The organism is Nannocystis pusilla (genome assembly GCF_020073745.1).
In the GTDB taxonomy this organism is placed as follows: domain Bacteria; phylum Myxococcota_A; class Polyangia; order Nannocystales; family Nannocystaceae; genus Nannocystis; species Nannocystis radixulma.
Window position 1 is genome coordinate 872,423 of sequence record NZ_JAIRAU010000001.1, and the last position, 19,443, is coordinate 891,865.

General features: G+C 70.5%; 12 protein-coding genes and 2 tRNA genes. 9 read left to right on the top strand and 5 right to left on the bottom strand.

Annotation, left to right across the window (positions count from 1 at the left end; genetic code table 11):
- Positions 1 to 165: 165 nt before the first annotated feature.
- Positions 166 to 1,764 carry an adenylate/guanylate cyclase domain-containing protein gene (locus K7C98_RS03400; RefSeq protein ID WP_224190042.1) on the bottom strand — a complete coding sequence of 533 codons (1,599 nt, stop codon included), beginning with the start codon at positions 1,762 to 1,764 and terminating at the stop codon, positions 166 to 168.
- Positions 1,765 to 2,178: 414 nt separating this feature from the next.
- On the opposite strand from K7C98_RS03400, the gene K7C98_RS03405 reads away from it, so the two are divergent.
- Positions 2,179 to 5,169, top strand: a complete 2,991-nt coding sequence (locus K7C98_RS03405; protein WP_224190043.1) for a methyltransferase domain-containing protein — start codon at positions 2,179 to 2,181, stop codon at positions 5,167 to 5,169.
- A 113-nt stretch (positions 5,170 to 5,282) separates the two neighbouring features.
- A tRNA-Leu gene (locus K7C98_RS03410) sits at positions 5,283 to 5,368 on the top strand.
- Between the two features lie 173 nt (positions 5,369 to 5,541).
- Here K7C98_RS03410 and K7C98_RS03415 read toward each other — a convergent pair.
- The gene (locus tag K7C98_RS03415; protein ID WP_224190044.1) at positions 5,542 to 5,763 is read right to left on the bottom strand and encodes a DUF5818 domain-containing protein; all 222 of its coding nucleotides are present in this window, start codon (positions 5,761 to 5,763) and stop codon (positions 5,542 to 5,544) included.
- Here K7C98_RS03415 and K7C98_RS03420 point away from each other — a divergent pair.
- Positions 5,762 to 6,568, top strand: a complete 807-nt coding sequence (locus tag K7C98_RS03420) for a PfkB family carbohydrate kinase (RefSeq protein WP_224190045.1) — start codon at positions 5,762 to 5,764, stop codon at positions 6,566 to 6,568. The two genes, K7C98_RS03415 and K7C98_RS03420, sit on opposite strands and share 2 nt — an antisense overlap.
- A 69-nt stretch (positions 6,569 to 6,637) precedes the next feature.
- Here the strand turns inward: K7C98_RS03420 and K7C98_RS03425 are convergent, their stop codons facing one another.
- Both K7C98_RS03425 and K7C98_RS03430 read right to left on the bottom strand, forming a co-directional pair.
- Entirely contained in the window at positions 6,638 to 8,239 is a 1,602-nt protein-coding gene (locus tag K7C98_RS03425) for a leucine-rich repeat domain-containing protein (protein ID WP_224190046.1), read from the bottom strand.
- Between the two features lie 5 nt (positions 8,240 to 8,244).
- Positions 8,245 to 9,195, bottom strand: coding sequence for a TatD family hydrolase (locus K7C98_RS03430; protein WP_224190047.1), 951 nt, complete (start codon positions 9,193 to 9,195; stop codon positions 8,245 to 8,247).
- Positions 9,196 to 9,244: 49 nt separating this feature from the next.
- Between K7C98_RS03430 and K7C98_RS03435 the strand changes: the two genes are divergently transcribed.
- Together K7C98_RS03435 and K7C98_RS03440 are read left to right on the top strand one after the other, a co-directional pair.
- Positions 9,245 to 9,523 (top strand): hypothetical protein, encoded by a 279-nt coding sequence (locus K7C98_RS03435; RefSeq protein WP_224190048.1) that lies wholly within the window; start codon positions 9,245 to 9,247, stop codon positions 9,521 to 9,523.
- Positions 9,524 to 9,650: 127 nt separating this feature from the next.
- Positions 9,651 to 11,069 (top strand): FAD-binding oxidoreductase, encoded by a 1,419-nt coding sequence (locus tag K7C98_RS03440; RefSeq protein ID WP_224190049.1) that lies wholly within the window; start codon positions 9,651 to 9,653, stop codon positions 11,067 to 11,069.
- A 96-nt stretch (positions 11,070 to 11,165) separates the two neighbouring features.
- Here K7C98_RS03440 and K7C98_RS03445 read toward each other — a convergent pair whose 3' ends face one another.
- Positions 11,166 to 11,897, bottom strand: a complete 732-nt coding sequence (locus tag K7C98_RS03445; protein WP_224190050.1) for a hypothetical protein — start codon at positions 11,895 to 11,897, stop codon at positions 11,166 to 11,168.
- A 25-nt stretch (positions 11,898 to 11,922) separates the two neighbouring features.
- On the opposite strand from K7C98_RS03445, the gene K7C98_RS03450 reads away from it, so the two are divergent.
- The 4 genes from K7C98_RS03450 (at position 11,923) to K7C98_RS03465 (ending at position 19,427) form a co-directional block, all read left to right on the top strand.
- Positions 11,923 to 12,005 (top strand) — tRNA-Leu (locus tag K7C98_RS03450).
- Between the two features lie 47 nt (positions 12,006 to 12,052).
- Complete coding sequence (locus K7C98_RS03455; protein WP_224190051.1) at positions 12,053 to 13,330, top strand: NifU family protein; 1,278 nt, start codon at positions 12,053 to 12,055, stop codon at positions 13,328 to 13,330.
- A gap of 459 nt (positions 13,331 to 13,789) precedes the next feature.
- Complete coding sequence (locus K7C98_RS03460; protein WP_224190052.1) at positions 13,790 to 15,589, top strand: hypothetical protein; 1,800 nt, start codon at positions 13,790 to 13,792, stop codon at positions 15,587 to 15,589.
- Between the two features lie 58 nt (positions 15,590 to 15,647).
- On the top strand, positions 15,648 to 19,427 hold the full coding sequence (locus K7C98_RS03465) for a BadF/BadG/BcrA/BcrD ATPase family protein (protein ID WP_224190053.1): 3,780 nt from the start codon (positions 15,648 to 15,650) through the stop codon (positions 19,425 to 19,427).
- The last annotated feature ends 16 nt before the right edge of the window (positions 19,428 to 19,443 follow it).

Sequence of the window (19,443 nt, forward strand, 5' to 3'; positions counted from 1 at the left end):
CGGCCGCCCTCTCGGCGTTTGTGCCGCCGGTGGGCGAGCGCGAGGTGAGACGCGGGGCCGCGAGGGGCCGTGGAACGGCGTCGCCCTCGCGACCTCGCCGCGGATCGTGCGTCCGGCAGGCGCAGGCGCGGCGCACCCGCGGGCGCGCAGGGCAGGGACCCGCGCTCAGCTGCGGCTGGCGGGCGGCGCGGTGTCGCGGATGCCCTGGACCGCGTAGATCTTGAGCGGCTCGTTGCGGCCGCGGACCTTCACGGTCTGGCGCGGCTCGACGATCACGTGCGGGCCGGACAGCTGCAGCGTCGACTCGGAGATGATGATCTCACCCGGCTTGGCGAGGCTGCACAGGCGGGCGGCGATGTTCACGGCGTCGCCGATGACGGTGTACTGCAGCGTGCGCGACGAGCCGATCGCGCCGGCGATGCAGGGGCCGGTGTTGACGCCGATGCCGATGTTGATCTTCTCGCGGCCCTGGTCGGCGCGCAGGCGGTTGAACTCCTCGAGCGCGCGCATCATGTCGAGCGCGCAGCGGGCCGAGCGCAGCGGCGCGTCGGGCAGCTCGACGGGCGCGCCGAACAGGCCGATGATCTCGTCGCCGACGTACTTGTCGAGCGTGCCGCCGTGGCGGAACAGCACGTCGACCATGACCTCGAAGTACTCGTTGAGCGTCGCCACCATCTCCTCCGGCGGGTGACGCTCGCTCATCCCGGTGAACCCGCGGATGTCGGCGAACAGCATCGTCACCTCGCGCCGCGACCCGCCCTGGTTGAGCGTCAGCTGCCCGGAGACGATCTGGTCGACCAGGTTGGGCGACAACAGGCGCTGGAACTGGGCCCGCTTCGACGCCTCGTGCTCGATCTTCTGCGCCAGCAGGTTGTTCTCGATGGCGACCGCCGCCTGCGTGGCGATGCCCGAGAACAGCAGCAGGTCGCGCTCGTTGAACGCGCCGGTCGCCAGCATCGAGTCCATGTGCATCGCGCCGAGCAGCTTGTCGTTGTAGAGCAGCGGCACGCACATGGTCGAGCGGATGCCCTGCATGATGATGCTCTTGGCCGCCTTGAACCGCTCGTCGACCATCGCGTCCGACGACAGCACCGCGCGCTTCTTGAGCCGGACCTCGTCGAGGATGCTGCGCGACAGCCGGATCTCCTCGTCGCGCTTCTGCCGGACGTAGCGCGGCACGAAGTCGTCGGTCTCGGGGTCGACGAGGAGGATGACCGCCCGGTCGGCGCGGATCAGCTGGAACGCCTCGTCGACGATCTTCTGCAGCAGCGTGTCGAGCTCGGCGTCGATCGACAGCCGCTGCGACAGCTCGTGGGCGATGCGCAGCTTCTCGTAGTCGGCGCGCAGGGTGGCGACGTCCTTGATGTCGGAGGCCGGCAAGAAGCGCGAGCTGGCGGACACCGAGCTCTGGACCTGGCTCTGCACCTGGTCCGGCGTCATGGTGACCTTGTTGAGGACCGGCGGCTGGTTGCGCGGCGGGTCTTCGGTGAAGCGATAGGTCGTGTTGCCGAGCGAGATCTGATCGCCCGACTTCAACACCCGCTCCGTGACGCGCTCCCCGTTGACGAAGGTGCCGTTGAGGCTTCCGACATCGCGGACCACGTAGCGGCCGTCGGGGCCGAGGGTGATCCGGCTGTGCTCCTTCGAGACGATCCGATCCAGCACCTGGATCGAGTTGTCGGGATGGCGCCCGAGGGTGTTGAACGACGTGAGGATGTGCTCAGTCGGGTGATCCCCCCCGATGAGGATGAGCTTGGCCGCCATCGACGATTCCGCATCGTAGGGCAGGTAAATCCGCGGATCAACCGCCCTCGATGCACCTTCGATGTCCCGTGCCGGGCCGGACGATCGACCGCGACGCACGGGACAGGTCGATCCCAGGCCCGCGTCGCCACCGCCTGTGCCGCGATCGCGGTCCGCCTCGCCGCCCCGGCTGGCCTCTGGTTCAGTCTCGGGCCATGCCTCTGCGACCGCGTGCGAACCGCCGCGCGCGTTTGCGCCATCGCTCTCTCTGGGGGGAAAGCGACGGTCCTTGCAGTATGATGCCGGGGCCAAAGTCCCCTCCTCGTGTACCACCTGCCCGCATATGTAGCTTTGGAGCGTTGGCTGCTCCAAAAGCGCGTGGCCGTCGTGCTCCCCGGGGGGCCTGAAGGACCGCGCCGCCTCGCGGCAGCCGGCGTGGCACGTGTTCTCGTGCTGGGCGGCGACTGCCCGGCCGAGCCCGGTTTGGAGGTCTGGTCGGGCCCGCTGGAGCTCTCGCACCTGCCGCTGCGCGACCGCAGCATCGACGCCGTGACGTGCATCGAGGGCGGCGTGACGCACGACCCGACCGCCCGTCACGCGCTCATGGTCGAGGCGCGCCGGGTGCTACGCGAAGGTGGCATCCTGGCGCTCGGCGTCGAGCCCGACCCGACGCACCTGTGGGAGATCGAAGACGATCTCCGCGGCGTCTTCACCCACGTCGCCGCCCTCGCGCAGCTCGAGTGGCAGGGCGTGAGCCTGGCGCCGCTGCTGCCCGCGCCGCCCGGCGAGGCGCTGACGGCGGCGCTGCGCGAGGGACTGCTCGACGAGCCGCTGCCGATCCAGCGCTACCTGGTGCTCGCCTCGCAGACCGAGCTCGAGGCGCCGCTGCGCGAGTGCATCATCGTCCCGACCGGCCCGGTCGCGCCGCTTACCCCGGCGATCGAGGTCGTCGAGGTGACCGTCGTCGGACCGGCGCCGCTGCCCCCGGAGCCCGAGCCGGAGCCCGAACCGGCCGAGAACACCGACTTCGACCTCGTGGCCCTGTTCGCCGCCGAGTCGGCCTCGGCGCTGCTCGGCGTTCCGACGCCGCGCGTGCACGAGCCCTCGACGCCCGAGACGCTGCCGCCGCCGTCCCCCCAGCCGCTGGAGCCGCCGGCACCCGAGCCCGAGTCGGCGACCAAAGTCGTCGTCGCTGTCGATCCCGCGGTCCTCGCCGAGCTCGAGCAGCTGCGGGAGATCGTCAACAACTTCTCGACGGAGCGCGAGAGCCTGCTCGCCCACGCGGTCAAGCTGGCCAGCGACCTCGATCGCGTGCGCGAAGAGAAGGCCCGCACCGACGCCGAGCTGCACGCCGCGCGGCAGCGGCTCGAGTCGCTGCAACATGTCCAGGAGGACAGCCGACTGCACTCGCTGGCCGCGCTGATGCGCCGGCCCGACCCCGACACCACCGTGGCGACCCACGAGCTGGTCGACGAGGTCGCCCCGCTGGCCGCGCCCGAGAGCGGCCGCGCCACCGCCGACGCCGCGATCGATCGCAACCGCCTGCGCGAGGAACTGGCCCGCCGCACCGGGGAGCTGCAAGAGCTCGAGACGCGGGTGCTGCAACAAGAAGAGGAGATCCGCCGCGAGCACCTCGAGAACGTCCGCCTGGTCACGGACGTCGATCGCCTGCGCGAGCAGGTCGAGCGCAGCCGGGCGATCGAGCAGGACCGCGTGCTCGAGCTCGAGCGCCTCGGCCACGAGCTGCGCAAGCTCGAGATGGACCACGCCGAGCTGCAGGGCCTCTACAACACGCAGGAGCAGCGGCTGCGCACCCGCGAGGAGTCGGGCGCGCACAAGGGCGCGGTCCCGACGATCGACAGCTCGGCGCGCCTGCTCGAGCTCGAGAAGATCACGGCCCAGCGCGACCAGCTGCGCGCCCGCGAGAAGGCCGCCGCCGACATCGTCCGCCGCCGCGACCGCGAGCTGGCCGACGCCACCCGCACCGTCCGCGAGCTGCGGCGCTCGGTCGAAGACCACGCGACGCTCGCGGCCCAGCTGCGCGGCGAGCTGGCGGTGCTGCAGGTGCACATCCAGCGGCTCGAGGAGACGGTGCCGAGCCTGCAGGAGCGGCTGCGCGACCAGCAGCGCAAGACGATCGAGCGCGAGGACGAGTCGGCCGAGCTGCAGCGCCGGCTCGAGGAAGGGGTCGCGGAGCAGGAGCACCTGCGCGGCCGCCTGCGCCGCCAGCGGCAGGACATGGAGGCGCTCGCCGGGGCCAAGCAGGGCGCCGAGGTCGAGCTGTTCCGCCTGCGCCGCGAGCTCGAGGCCAAGCACCAGGCCATCGATCAGCTGCAGCAGATCGTGTCGCTCGGGGCCAGCCGCATGGGCCAGGCCACCGGCCCGCTGTCCGACGCCGCCCGCGCCGAGCTGCTGTCGCTGCGCGGCGAGCTGGCCGACCAGGCCGCCGAGCACGCCGAGGCGCTGGCCCGCAGCGAGGCCGAGCACCAGCGGATCGTCGAGCACGAGCGGGCCCGCCTGCGTCGCTCTCGCCTCGAGGCGGGCATCCGCGCCGAGGAGATGGAATACATGCTGTTCCAGCTCGACACCGCGGAGCAGAAGATCTGGGAGATGAACGACGCCACCGACCGCAGCGCGGCGCGGTTGGCCGCCGGTCTCGCCCAGCTCGAGAAGCAGAAGGAACAGTACGAGGATCTCGCCGACGAGCTCGACGTCACGCGCAACCTGCTGGTCGAGGCGCAGGCCAAGATCGCCGAGCTCGAGCGCCTCCTCGACAGCGAGCGCGCCCGCCTCGCCCGCGTGTCGCTGGCGCCGGCGACGATCTCCGACGGGCCCGACACCAGCGGCAGCTTCGACGTCACGGTCGACGAGCCCGAGCCCGAGCCGGGGGACTCGATCGTGGCGCCGGTGATCCGTCATTACCCCGACGACCGCGACCCGCTGGCGGGCATCGACCTCGACGACGAGTCGGAGCCGGTCAGCCTGGCGGTCCGCCTCGCCGGCGGCAGCGCGGCCGACTCCGGCGACTTCGACATGGGCTCGCTCGGCAGCGCCGAGGTCTCGAGCCCGGTGTTCCGCCTGCCCTCCGACGACGACGTCGACCTCGACGACGACGCCGACACCCCCACGCGGGTGGTCCTCGTGCCGGACGAGGAGGAGGACGAGGTGTTCTCGATCGACACCGAGTGGGGCGAGCTCGACGACGACAAGCGGTCGGCCGGTGGGCGCGCCGGCTACGAGCGCGACCTCTCGAACCAGCGGATCGTCATCGAGGTCCTGGAAGACGAGGCCTGGCCCAACGACGGCGAGCTCGAGCCCGAGTTGCAGGCGCTCCTCAACGTCCGCCCCGAGCCTTCGGCCGAAGACGGCAAGTCCGCCGGCGCCCCGGCCGAGACCGGCAAGGCGCAGGGCGACAAATCCTCGTGAGCGGCGCGCCCGGTTGGCGCGGTTGCCGCCGAACGGGTGGGCCTCGCCGGACCCCAGTCGCTCGCAAAAGTGCTTGACGCCGGAACGAACCTGTCCTAGGTTCCACGCCCGCCGCGAGGATGGCGAAATTGGTAGACGCGCACGGTTCAGGTCCGTGTGTCCTTAGGACGTGGGGGTTCGAGTCCCTTTCCTCGCACCAGAGCTGAAGGCCCTGTCACCGCCGGTGACAGGGCCTTCGCCTTTGGTCCGCCCGACGAAGGAGGCGCCGCCGCAACGGTGTCTCCGCCCCCCGCATGAGGTCTGCTCGCCGGTCGGTGGGGACCCGACGGCGAGCGCCTCGGCGGGGCCGAGGCGCTCGCCGCGGCGCTCCGGTCAGGACTGACCGCCGAGAACCTCGATACTCTTGACCGCGATGCTCGGGCCGGACATGTGGATCCCGAAACCACCGGATTCGACGTTGCCCTCGACCTTGACCCGCGCCCCCGCCTTCACGGAGCACTTGCTCAGGCGGTACACATCGCCCTTGTCGGTGACGAGCTCGTGAAAGCCGCCCTCGAGGTCGTTCTTCCGCACGGTCCCGGTGAAGGTCGCCATGGTCCGCAGTGTACCCGAGACTTCAAGCCACGCCACCGCGCTGTGGCTGCTCGCCGGCCTCGATCCGACCGGCGGCGCGGGTCTGTTGCGCGACACACTGACTGCCGCCGCGTGCGCGCCGAGGGTCCCGCTCGCCCGCATGGTCACCGCCTGGACCCGCCAGGGCCGCGGTCGACCCGCGAGCTCCGAGCCGCGGCCGGCGGACGTGGTCGTCCGCGAGCTGCGGTCGATGCCGCCTCCGCGCGCGATCAAGATCGGCCTGCTGCCGGCCGCGCTGACCGAGGCGGTGCTCGGCGAGGTCGCGTCCCGCCGCGTCCCCGTGGTCGTCGACCCGGTGCTCGTCGCCAGCGACGGCGGTGACCTCGGCGCCCGCGTGGACGTCCTGCGAGATTGCATTCGGGACATGTCCGAAGAGACATGGCTCGTCACGCCCAACCGGCGCGAGGCGGCCGCCCTCACCGGCTCGACCGAGGACGACCCCGAGCTGGTCCAGCGCACCGCCGACGCCCTCGGCCGCGCCGGCGTCCTGCTCAAGAGCGCGGCCGACAGTCAGGAGCGGGTCCGCGACATCGTCTGTCTTCCGGGACAGGTGCACGTGTTCGAGCGCCCGCGCGTGGCCGGGCCCGACCCGCGCGGCACCGGCTGCGCGCTGGCCACCGCGATCGCCTGCGGCCTGGCCCAGGGCCGCCACATGCTCGCGGCCATCAGCGCCGCCGTGGCCTGGCTCGACGTCGCTCGCACCCGCTGCGTCCCCGGCGTCGACGGCCGCGTGCACCTGCCCGACCGCGCGCCGTCGCTGACGTGAGGCGAACGACGGAGTGACGCGCGCGGCGGTCGGTGATCCGCAGGACGTGACGCGGCCGTTCGAGCGCGCTCAGTCGGACGCCCGCGTGCGCGCGAGGTTGACCGAGCGCAGCGCCGGCAACGACAGCAGCGTCGCCGCGCCGTCGGCGGTGACGACGGTGTCGGCGAGGTTCAGTTGCTCGAGCCGGTCCATGCCGCGCAGGTACTGCAGCGACTGGTCGGTGATGAGCGTCGCGTCGAGCCGCAGCACCCGCAGGGCCGTCAGGTCCTTGAGGTGCGCCACGCCGCCGTCGACGACGTCGGTGTGGTCGAGCTCGAGCACCTCGAGCTGCGTCAGCCCGGCGAGGTGGGCGAGCCCGCGGTGCGTCACCTTGGTGTGGTGCAGCCGCAGCACCCGGAGCCCGTGCATCCCGGCCAGCGCGCGCAGCCCGGCGTCGGAGATCTGGGTCCCGCCGAGGTCGAGCTCCATCAGGCCGGTGAGCTCGCCGAGCTCGTCGGCCATGCGATCGCCGAGGCTCGGGATGTCGAGCACCAGCGTCCGCAGCCCCGCGAGTTCGCCGAGGTGTTGCATCGACGGATCGGCCAGCGTCAGCGGCGGCGCCAGGCCGAGCACGAGGGTCCGCAGGTCGGGCAGGCGACTGAGCGCCAGCAGCCCGTCGGGCCCGAGGTCGCGGCCGCGGATCTCGATCGACTGCAGCCCGAGCCTGGCCAGCTCCTCGAGGCCCGCGCCGGTGATCCGCGACTGCGGCAGCACCAACCGGCGCAGCAGCGGCTGGCGACCGAGCGCGCGCAGACCCTTGTCGCCGAGGTTGGGGCACGCGCAGGTGAACTCGGTCAGCGGCAGGTCGCGCACGTACAGCGGGCTGTAGTCGTTGAAGCCCGGGCCGCGCAGCGTCAGCCGCGACAGCCCCAGCAGCGGCTTCAGCTGGTGCAGCGAGAAGTTGCCGGCCCGCGTGTCGAGCAGCTTGACGTCCTTGAGCGCGGTCGCGCCGGCGACCTTGAGCAGCGCGTCGTGCCCCGCCCACGAGCCCTCGAGCGTGAGCGCCTGCAGGCCGGCGACGTCGGGGGCGATGGCCGCGAGCCCGGAGTCGGTGGCGAGGTCGCGGAGCACCAGCGACTCGAGCCGCGCGCGCGCGAGCAGGGCCACCGGCTCGGCGCCCTGGGTGACGCGCGCGAGCGTCAGGTCGCGCAGGCGGGGCAAGCTGGCGATCCGGCCCATCACCACGCCGTCGAGCGTGAGGTCGGCGAGCTCGAGGCTCTCGACCCCGACGACCGCGCCCAGCCCCGCGTGGACCGCGGCGAGGCAGCCGGAGATCCGCAGCTTCTTGAGCGCCGGGGCGCGCTCGGCCAGGCGGGTCAGGTCGAGCTCCGCGCAGGCCTGGCCGTGATCGAGGTCGTCGCGCAGCTGGCTGGCCCGCTCGCGCCGGTCCTCGACCGAGAGCGCGAGGTCGAGCGACACCAGCCGGCTCAGGTCGAGCTCCGCCAGCTCGCGCGGGTGCGAGACCACCAGCTTCTCCGGCGGCGGCGGCACGCGCTCGGGCTCCGGCGCGGCGACCACGGGCGGTGGGGGGGCCGCGACCACGGGGGCCGGCGCGGGCGCGGGCGTCGGCCCGCCGCACGCCAGCAGGCATGCCGCGAGCGCCAGAACGGTCGTCGGACTGCGCATCGCCATCGTCATCACGCCGCGAGCCGCAGCAGGCGGCGCGCGTTGTCGGTGGTGGTGGCCGCCACCAGCTCGAGCGGCTCGTCGCGCGCCGCGGCGACGGCGCGGGCGATGTCGCCGAGGAACGCCGGCTCGTTGCGGGCCGGTCGACGCGACGCCGGCGTCTGGTCGGGCGAGTCGGTCTCGAGCAGCAGCCGGTCGGCCGCCACCGCGCGGGCTGCCAGCACCGGCTTGCGCGCGTTCGCCAGCGTGATCGCCCCGGCGAACGAGATCGCGTGACCGCCGCGGCAGAACGCCGGCACCATCTCGGCGCTGCCCGAGTAGCTGTGCAGGATCGACGGCGGCAGCGGCTGCTCGTCGAGCAGCTCGAGCAGCGCCGCGTGGGCCTTCAGACAGTGCAGCAGCAACGGAAGTCCGGTCTCTCGCGCGAGCGCGAAGTGGGCCCGCAACACCGCGACCTGCCGCTCGCGCGGCACCCCGCCGCCGCCCGGCCCGAAGTCGAGGCCACACTCGCCGATCGCCACCAGGCCGGCCGGGGTTGTGCGAATTTGGTCGGTTAATGCGGTCAGAACCGCGGAATCATGCGCGGGGTCGAGCTCGGGAAGGACTTGCGGGTGGATCCCCAAGGCGGTGTGAAAGCGCACGGATGGAGCGAATTCGCGCAGGTCTTCCGCGACCTCGAGCAGCGTCGCCCAAGATTCCGGTTCGACACCGGGGATCACGATCGCCGAAATTCCCGCGGCAGCGGCCCGAACAGCGGCAAATCGACGTTCCGCACGATCGCCGAAGCGCGGCATGTCGATGTGCGCGTGGGTGTCGATAAGATTCATGCGGTAGAAACCGGGAAAACGGTCTTGCGGATTTGACGCACCTGGGGGCTTTTTGTAAAACCACCAGCCCGTAACCGCGACCCCCCCAGTTTGCGACGTACGGGCCCAATTGGGCCAGAAAACAGGGAAGTCCATGTCATCGACACGAATTGAGCGCGTTCTTCGCCACGACGGGATCGTGGCCGTGTTGGACCAAACCGCGGAGCAGTCGCAGGCGGGCGACGCGGCGTGGGTCGGCGAGGAGCGCTGGAAGCCCATCGTGCTCGAAGCGGTGAAGCTGCGGCAGGTGGCGGGCGAGAGCGCTGTTCGCATCCTCGTCGGCGAGCACGCCATCCTGGTCGCCGGCGACGAGAAGCACGTCGTCGGCGTCGTCTTCATCAAGGGCCACCCGGTGGTGAAGTCGGTGGTCCGCATGGTCCGCCAGCTCATGCGCTTGCCCGCCAACGCCATCCCGGCGCTCTAGCGCCAAGGCCAGGTCCCGCACGGTGAACGCCGTTCGGGTCCGACCTAACGCTGTAAACCGGGACCGCCAGGCGAGCGCGCCCGCGGGATGCGGGCGCGCTCGCGCTTTCGCGTTACCCTCGCAGGCCATGGTCCCCGACCTTCAAGACCTTCGCGCGGCCCTGGTCGCGGCTCTCGGCGCCGAGCGCCTGAGCGACGATCCGGCCGACCTGGCTTACTACGGCGCCGATCGCTGTCGCGGCGGCTGGCCGGTGCAGCCGTCGCTGGTCGTGTTTCCGCGCTCGCCGGCCGACGTCCAGGCGGTCGTCCGCGCGTGCGCCGCTCACGGCGTGCCGGTCGTCCCCTCGGGCGGTCGCACCGGCCTGGCGGGGGCGGCCACCGCCACCCGCGGCGAGGTCGTGCTCTCGCTCGAGCGCATGTACCAGATCCTCGAGGTCGACCCGGCCGCCCGCACGCTGCGCTGCGAGGCGGGGGCCACCCTGCAGGCGGTGCAGGACGCGGCCGCCGCCGCCGGACTCCTTTATCCCGTCGACTACGCCGCCAAGGGCAGCGCCCAGATCGGCGGCAGCCTGGCGACCAACGCCGGCGGGGTGAAGGTGCTGCGCTACGGCCTCACGCGCGACTGGGTGCTCGGCCTCAAGGTCGTCCTCGCCTCGGGCGAGCTGCTGGTGCTGGGCGGCGCGCTGGTCAAGAACAACACCGGATACGACCTGCGCCAGCTGTTCATCGGCAGCGAGGGCACGCTCGGGGTGATCGTCGAGGTCACCCTCAAGCTCGCGCGGCCGCCGGCCGACAGCCTCGTCGCGCTGTGCGCCGTGCCGTCCGACGCCGCCGTCCTGGCGCTGTTCGCCCGCCTGCGCCGCAGCAGCCTGACGCTCTCGGCCTTCGAGTTCCTCGACCACGGCTGCCTGAACCACGTCCTGGCCCATCGCAGGGGCGATCTGCCGTTCTCCCGGCCGGCCGCGCGCTACGTGCTGGTCGAGGTCGAGGTCCCGGTGCCCGGTGCGGCCGCGCTCGAGCACACGCGCGACGAGCTCGGCGCGTGCCTCGCCGAGGCCGACGACGCCGGCGAGCTCGGCGACGCCGTCCTCGCCGCCACCCAGGCCCAGGCGCGCGCGCTGTGGGCCTACCGCGAGGACATCAGCGAGTCGCTCCACCGCCACACCCCGCACAAGGCCGACATCGCCCTGCCGGTCGCCCGCGTCGCCGAGTTCCTGGCCGCCTGGCGCCCGCTCGTCGCCGAGCGCCTGCCCGGCATCGAGGCGCTGTGCTTCGGCCACGTCGGCGACGGCAACCTCCACCTCAACCTCCTGCGCCCCGCCGACGAGGGCCTGTCGGCCTTCCTCGACCGCGTCCACGCCTTCGACGACGAGCTCTACGCCCTCGTCCAGGCCCACGACGGCAGCATCTCCGCCGAGCACGGCGTCGGCCTGCTCAAGCGCGACCACCTGCACTACAGCCGCAACGCCACCGAGGTCGCGCTGATGCGCGGGATCAAGGCCGTCCTCGACCCCGCCGGCCTGCTCAACCCCGGCAAGATCTTCTGAGCCGCCGGCCGCAAGGGACATGTCCTCGAAGGCATGTCCTCAAAGACATGCCTTCAGGGGCATGCCTTGAAGTACATGCTCTCGAGGCCACCCCGCTCACGGCCCCGGCGGCGGCTCGCTGATCTCGGGCTTGCCCGGGCCGGGCTGCACCACCTTGGCCTGCTGCTCCGGCGTCAGCGGCTCGTTGCGCAGCACGTCGATGCGGCTGCGGGCCCAGTCGTCGCCGACCACCGAGACCTCGACGCGGTACTGGTGCCCGCCGATCGTCAGGCGCGCGCGGTCGTTGAACCACGCCCACCGCCGCACCCCTTCCGCCGGGGCGTCGACGCGCGGCTCGTCGGGCAGCTCGAGGCCCACGGCCGCCAGCAGCTGCTTGGGGTCGAACGGGCCGTTCCCTTTTTTATAGCCGTCGAAGCCGATCGAGGCCGCCACCCCGTCCTCGTACTCGACGCGGATCCCCGCCCACTCGTCGCCCTTGTCGGCGTAGCGCTGGAGCGCGAAGCTGCAGCCGAAGAACGTCCGCTCGGGCGCGAAGCGGACGCAGGTCGAGCGGGCCATGCCCTTGCCCTGGTGTTCGCCGAAGTTGGCCTCGACCGAGGCGACCGGCTGATCGAGCAGGGCCGGCAGCGGCAGCGTCACGTCGTTGCGCACCTTGGCGAGGGTCGTCGGCGCCGGGGCCCTGGCCTCCGGGGTCCTGGCCGGCTCGGCGGCCTTGGCCTCGGCCTCGGCCTTGGCCTCGGGTCCGGCCTTCGGCGAGGCGGTCGGCTGCGAACAGCCGATCACCGCGAACCCGCATGCCCACGCGCAAACCCTCTGGAGCGACGTCACGCCGAAATGATACGCTCTGTTCCGCGCGAGCCTGGCGAAATTGGTAGACGCGCTGGATTTAGGTTCCAGTACCCGCCGGGTGTGTCGGTTCGAGTCCGACGGCTCGCAATTGCCCGACTTGACGCCGCTGGTCCCGCCGGCTAAGGCGTCCCCTCGTGATCGGCACGCTCCTCAAGCGCATCACCGTGCACACCCTGGACCGCGTCGTCGAGCGCGGCAAGACCTCGGAGCACGCGCCCGTCCGCGCGGCCGCGGCCGGCCTCGATCGCGTGCGCGGGCTCGTCGGCCTCGACCGCATCGACATCCGCCTCGACCTCCCCGCGTGGGACGGCGGCACGCCCGACCAGCCGATGTGGCAGTCCGACCGCGACAAGCTGCGCAAGTGGCAGCAGGACCGCGGCATCATCAAGCCCGAGAAGGGCGAGGCCAAGCCGGCCGAGCCGGTGCTCGTCATCTACTACAAGCGCGGCTGCCCCTACTGCCGCGCCGCGCTCGAGCTGGTGCGCGAGCAGAACCTGCTCGCCAAGACGATCGACTACACCGACGACCACGACCTGCGCACGGCGATCCGCACCAGGACCGGCCGCCGCACCACGCCGCACGTGTTCATCCGCGAGCGCTGCATCGGCGGCTTCGACGAGCTGCGCGAGTTGCATGAGTCGGGCCGGCTCGTCGAGCTCTTGAAAGACCCGTCGGCTGCGCCGCCGGTCGCCGCCCCGACCGCTGCGGACGACGACGACGACGACGGCGACGGCCGCGAGCTCGCCCCGGCTGCCCTCAAGGCCAGGTTGGCCGAGGGCGGCAAGGTCCTGCTGCTCGACGTGCGCGAGCCGTCGGAGTGGGCGCAGACCGGCGTCATCGCCGGCGCGCGCACGGTGTCGCTCGGCGAGCTCGACAAGGTCGACGACCTCGACCCGCAGGGCGTGTGGATCGCCTACTGCAGGTCCGGCCGGCGCTCGCTGCAGGCCGCCGAGGTCCTCGGCCGGCGCGGCTTCAAGTCGGTCGTCAGCCTGCGCGGCGGCATCGAGGCGTGGAAGGCCGCCGGCGGCGCCACCGTGGCGTACGAGCCGGCCGCGGCCGCGCCGGTCGCCAAGAAGCCGCCCGTCAAGTTGCCGGTGGTCCACCCCGAGCGCTCGCCGTTCGAGGCGTTGCTCGACGACCCGAACGCGGCCGTCGACAGCGAGCCGCTCGAGGGCGAGGCGCTGATCGCCCGCGTCCGCGAGGTGCTCGAGACCTGCCGCCCGCTGGTCCAGGCCGACGGCGGCGACATCGAGCTGCTCGACGTCACCGCCGACACCGTCGGCGTGCGCCTCACCGGCAACTGCGTCAGCTGCCCGAGCTCGCAGGCGACGCTGAAGCAGGGCATCGAGCGCAAGCTGAAGCAGCAGATCCCGCAGATCAAGGGCATCCGCTCGCCTCAGCTCTCGCCGTGATCGCAGCGCCCGACGAGGCGCAGCGACGCGTCGCTGGTGAACCTCGCCGTGCCTCCGCCTCACGGGCACGCGCGGCGGCCACGAGGCCCCCGCTCGCTTCGTGACGGGCCCGGTCACCGAGATCGGCACACCATGTTGTCCCGGGGGACACGGTCCTGCCGGCCGCTCGTCGAGCCCGACGGCGATCCTCTTTCATATCGGCGAACCCGGGTCCCGGCCGCTCGCGCGCCGCGCAAATCCCCCTCGAACGCCGTTCTTCCGCCGCGCAGATCCGCCCAATTCTCGCTCTCGTGTCAGGGGTTTGGAAGCCCCGACTCGGGATGCGCCCGTGGGTCAATTCGCCCCGTAGCGCACATTCTTGCCGGTTTTTGGGAAGTGTGCATGACTCTTCCCGGTTGACTGACACCTGTGTCACTGACGACACTGTCAGCCAACTTTTACCGCCCGGCAGGACCAACGATGGCGACCACGACCCCGACCTCGCAACGCAGCACCTCGCTCAAGATCCTCTCGCAGCCGCAGGTGAAGTCGCTCCTCGATGAAGCGCAGCAGAAGTTCGCCCAGGAGGAGGGCGTGAGCTTCGGCGCCGTCAACATGCACTTCAAGAAGCCGTTCGAGCACTCGTTCACGGCGCCGCAGCGGCCGCACACGACGCTGCTGTTCGGCGGCCTGACGTTCCGCCACGAGCACCTGTTGAAGGGCGTGTTCGAGTCGCTGGGCTACAAGACCGCGGTGGTGCCGACGCCGAACGTCGACGCGTTCCAGCTCGGCAAGGAGTACGGCAACAACGGCCAGTGCAACCCGACCTACTTCACGGTCGGCAACCTCGTGCAGTACCTGCAGCACCTGCGCGACAAGCAGGGCATGAGCGTGCAGGAGATCATCGACTCGCACGTGTTCCTGACCGCCGGCGCGTGCGGTCCGTGCCGCTTCGGCATGTACGAGGCCGAGTACCGGCTGGCGCTGCGCAACGCCGGGTTCGACGGCTTCCGCGTCATGCTGTTCCAGCAGAAGGGCGGGCTCAAGCAAGGCGACCTCGAGGCCGGCCTGAAGATGAACCTCGACTTCTTCGCCGGCATGGTCTCGGCGTTCAACTGCGGCGACATCCTGAGCGAGGTCGCCAACTGCATCCGCGCCTACGAGACCACCCCGGGCGCGACCGACAAGGCGGCGAGCGAGTCGCTCGAGTTCATGTACCGGGTCATGCAGCGCAAGAAGCCGGCCGAGCTGGCGGGCACCTCGCTGGGCGACCTGCTCAAGGGCAAGAACGCCAAGGCGTTCGACATCGCCGAGCAGGCGGTCAAGTTCCTCGACCTGCTGACCAGCGAGGACTACATCGAGCCGCTGCGGCACGTGGCCAGGAAGTTCGACGAGGTCGAGGTCGACCGCCTGCAGCCCAAGCCGATCGTCAAGGTCACCGGCGAGTTCTGGGCCCAGACCACCGAGGGCGACGGCAACTTCAACATGTTCCGCTTCCTCCACAGCGAGGGCGCCGAGGTCATCACCGAGCCGATCGCGACCTGGCTGGCGTACATGCTGTGGCAGACCAAGATCAAGGCCCGCGACCGCCACGGCCTCGACGAGAAGGCCGACGAGGTCAAGTGGTACGAGCTCGGCAAGCGCGCCCAGCTCGAGATGACCTACATGAAGAAGCGGGCGATCGCCAAGGTCGCCGACACCATCTTCCGCCGCGAGTACAGCCGCATGGTCGAGGCGCTCGGCCACATCGCCCACGAGATCGTCGACATGGACGAGATGGAGCGGCTGGGCCACGGCTTCTACCACACCCGCTCCGAGGGCGGCGAAGGCCACCTCGAGGTGTCGAAGAACATCTACTACTCGCACAAGGGCCTGGCCCACATGGTGCTGAGCCTCAAGCCGTTCGGCTGCATGCCCAGCACCCAGTCCGACGGCGCCCAGTCGGCGGTGGTCAACCGCTACAAGGAGATGATCTTCCTGCCCATCGAGACCTCCGGCGAGGGCGAGATCAACGCCCACAGCCGCGTCCAGATGGCCCTCGGCGAGGCCAAGGCCAAGGCCAAGCGCGAGTTCGCCGAGGTGCTCTCCAGCATCCCGTACGGCCTCGACGAGCTCAAGGCCTACGTCGACGCCCACCCCGAGATGAAGCGGCCGATGTACCAGTTCCCGCGCCACAACCCGCGCGTGGTCGGCACCGGCGCCAACTTCGCCCTGCACGTCGCGGAGCGCATGCAGGCCGACGGCGTCAAGCCCAAGCAGGTCCGCGACGCCGCCGAGTAAGGCTGTCCGCCGCGCCAGGTCCTTCTCGCCAGGTCTTCAGGAACAGGAACTTCAGAACATGTCTTCTCTCAAATACATCGTCGGCGTCGACCTCGGCTCGACCACGGTCAAGGCGGTCGTCGTCGAGGCGGCCACGGACACGATCGTGTGGAAGGACTACCAGCGCCACGAGAGCAAGCAGGCCGAGCGGGCGCTGAAGATGTTCAAGGAGATCGAGGAGGCGGTGACCGACCTCCGCGGCAACGCGCGGATGTTCATCACCGGCTCGGGCGGCGCGGGGGTCGGCCGGTGGGTCGGGGCCAAGTTCGTGCAGGAGGTCAACGCCGTCTCGCTGGCGGTCGAGAAGCTGCACCCCGAGGTCAACTCGGTCATCGAGCTGGGCGGCCAGGACGCCAAGATCATCGTCTTCAAGCCCGACCCGGAGACCGGGCGCAAGAAGAAGATCCCGTCGATGAACGACAAGTGCGCCGGCGGGACCGGGGCGGTGATCGACAAGATCAACGCCAAGCTGAAGATCCCGCCCGACCTGCTGTGCCAGCAGACCTACAACGGCCACAAGCTGCACCCGGTGGCCGGCAAGTGCGGCGTGTTCGCCGAGACCGACGTCAACGGCCTGCAGAAGCTCGGCGTGCCGGCCAACGAGCTGATGGCGTCGCTGTTCGAGGCGATCGTGCAGCAGAACCTGTCGGTGCTGACGCGCGGCCACACGCTGATGCCGCACGTGCTGCTGCTCGGCGGCCCGAACACGTACATCAAGGGCATGGTCGAGGCGTGGAAGGCCAACATCCCGCCGATCTGGCACGAGCGCAACGTGCCGCTGCCGGAGGGCGTCGACCCGGCCGACCTCATCATCGTCCCGCAGAACGCCCAGTACTACGCGGCGATCGGCGCCGTGGAGTTCGGCAAGGACGAGGACGAGCGCGTCGGCGTCTACCAGGGCACCGAGAAGCTGCAGTGGTACCTCACCGAGGGCCGCCTGCTCGAGAAGAAGAAGGCCGGCGCCGCGGGCCTGTCGAAGGACGAGGCCGACCTCGACGACTTCATGGGCAAGTACAAGCCGGCCAAGTTCGTGCCGAGGGAGTTCACGCCGGGCGAGGACGTGCGGGTGTTCATCGGCATCGACGGCGGCTCGACCTCGTCGAAGGCGGTGATGCTCAACGAGCAGGGCGAGGTGATCCGCAAGGTCTACCAGCTGTCGAAGGGCAACCCGATCGTCGACACCAAGGAGCTGCTGGCCGACCTGCGCCAGCAGGTCGAGGGCGCGGGGGCCAAGCTCACCGTGCTCGGCGTCGGCACCACCGGCTACGCCAAGGACATCCTGCGCGACACGCTGCGGGCCGACGCCGCCATCGTCGAGACGGTGGCGCACTGCGAGAGCGCGCTGCACTTCTACGACAACGTCGACGTCGTGTGCGACGTCGGCGGGCAGGACATCAAGATCATCATCCTGAAGAACGGGAAGGTGAAGGACTTCAAGCTCAACACCCAGTGCTCGGCGGGCAACGGCTACTTCCTGCAGAGCACGGCCGAGGGCTTCGGCATCGACGTCAAGCAGTACGCCCAGCGGGCCTTCGACGCCCAGGCGATGCCGACCTTCGGCTACGGCTGCGCGGTGTTCATGCAGTCCGACATCGTCGACTTCCAGCGCCAGGGCTGGGCGCCCGAGGAGATCATGGCCGGTCTGGCCGCCGTGCTGCCGAAGAACATCTGGCTGTACGTCAGCCAGATCCCCAACCTCGCCAAGCTCGGCAGCAAGTTCATCCTCCAGGGCGGCACGCAGCACAACCTGGCGGCCGTCAAGGCCCAGGTCGACTTCATCCAGGAGCGCTTCAAGTCGAAGGGCACCGAGGCCCAGGTCATCGTCCACCAGCACTGCGGCGAGTCGGGGGCGATCGGCGCGGCGCTCGAGGTGCGGCGGATGGTCCAGCAGCTCGACCACAAGACCGAGTGGATCGGCATCGACAAGGTCGCCAGCATCGACTTCTCGCAGCGGCGCGACGAGAGCACCCGCTGCTACTTCTGCAAGAACAAGTGCCTGCGCACCTTCATCGACGTCGACCTGGAGATGAAGCAGCAGGAGGCCGAGCAGCGCATGGCGCTGGGCCAGCTGCTGAAGATCCGCAAGCGCGAGGACAAGCCCGACGAGGCCGTCGGCACCAAGCGCCTCATCATCGCCACCTGCGAGAAGGGCGAGGTCGAGGACCTCGACTCGATGAAGAAGATCAAGGGCGGCCTCGACCAGCTCAAGAAGAACTTCCCGAACCTCGCCGCCAAGGCGGCGAAGGACATCTGGGACGCCCAGAACCCGCCGAACGTGGCCGACAAGCTCGACGACGTCGGCCTCGGCCTCAGCGAGCACCTCGACCTGCCGCCGCAGCTGGCGGAGCACCAGGACAAGGTCGACGGCCTGCTGCGCAAGCTGAACCGCAGCCCGAAGGTCGCGGAGCTGCTGGGCAAGGCCGCGGGCACGCTCGAGAAGGTCGCGGAGAAGGTCGGCAAGGCCGCGCCGCTGGCCGCGGTCACGCGCGAGACGCTGGCGGCGCAGCAGCAGCGGATCGAGCTGATGAAGAAGCGCGCGACGCTGCGGATCGGCATCCCGCGGGTGCTGAACCAGTACTCGCAGAACCCGTTCTTCAGCGCCTACTTCGAGTCGCTCGGGGTCCCGGCGCGCAACATCGTCTACTCCGACTTCACCTCCGAGGAGCTCTACAAGGAGGGCGCCAAGCGCGGCGCGATCGACCCGTGCTTCCCGTCGAAGGTGTGCATCGCCCACATGCACAACCTCGTCGAGACCAAGCACAAGAAGCGCCCGCTCGACGTCATCGTGTTCCCGCAGGTCGACTCGATGGAGACCTGGCTGTCGGGCACGGTCGGCTCGCGCGCGTGCCCGACGGTGGTCGGCTCGGCCGACACGACCAAGGCCGCCTTCATCAAGGAGGCCGACGTGTTCGCGCAGAAGGGCATCAAGCTGGTCGTGCCGTTCGTGCAGATGGCCGAGCGCAAGCTGTGCAAGAAGCAGATGTTCGAGTACTTCAAGGACGTGCTCGGGCTGTCCGAGGAGGAGAACGCCCGCGCCGTCGACGAGGCGTTCAAGGCCCAGGACGGCTTCTTCGTCGACCACCGGGCCGACGGGCGCAAGGTGCTGAAGTGGCTCGAGCAGGAGCAGCGGATCGGCGTGGTCCTGCTGGCGCGCCCGTACCACAACGACCCGGGCATGAACCACGAGATCCCGGACGAGCTGCAGAAGCTCGGCTACCCGATCCTCACCGTGCAGTCGCTGCCGCTCGACGAGGACATCGTCCGCCCGCTGTTCCAGCCCGACATCGACGCCGGGTTCATCAAGGACCCGTTCGACATCACCGACGTGTGGAAGAACAGCTACAGCGAGAACACCAACCAGAAGGTGTGGGCCGCCAAGTTCACGGCGCGCCACCCCAACCTGGTCGCGCTCGAGCTGTCGAGCTTCAAGTGCGGCCACGACGCGCCGATCTACACGGTGATCGAGGAGATCATCGAGAACTCCGGCACGCCGTACTTCTCGTTCAAGGACATCGACGAGAACAAGCCGACCGGCTCGATCAAGATCCGCATCGAGACCATCGGCTACTTCCTCAAGCGCTACCAGGAGGACATGCGCCGCCAGATCGCCAAGAAGCAGCGCGTGCAGGAGCGCCTCGAGGAGTACCAGGCCGAGCTGCTGCGCCGCATCGAGGCGGCCCAGGGGCGCCTCGCGGCCGAGCAGGCGGCAAAGCCCGACGTCGTGCTCCAGGCCGCGGGCCTGCTGCCGCGGAGCGCCGGCGGCGTGCCGACCGGGGCGCGCCTCGACAAGAAGGGCTGACCTGAAGGACAGGTAA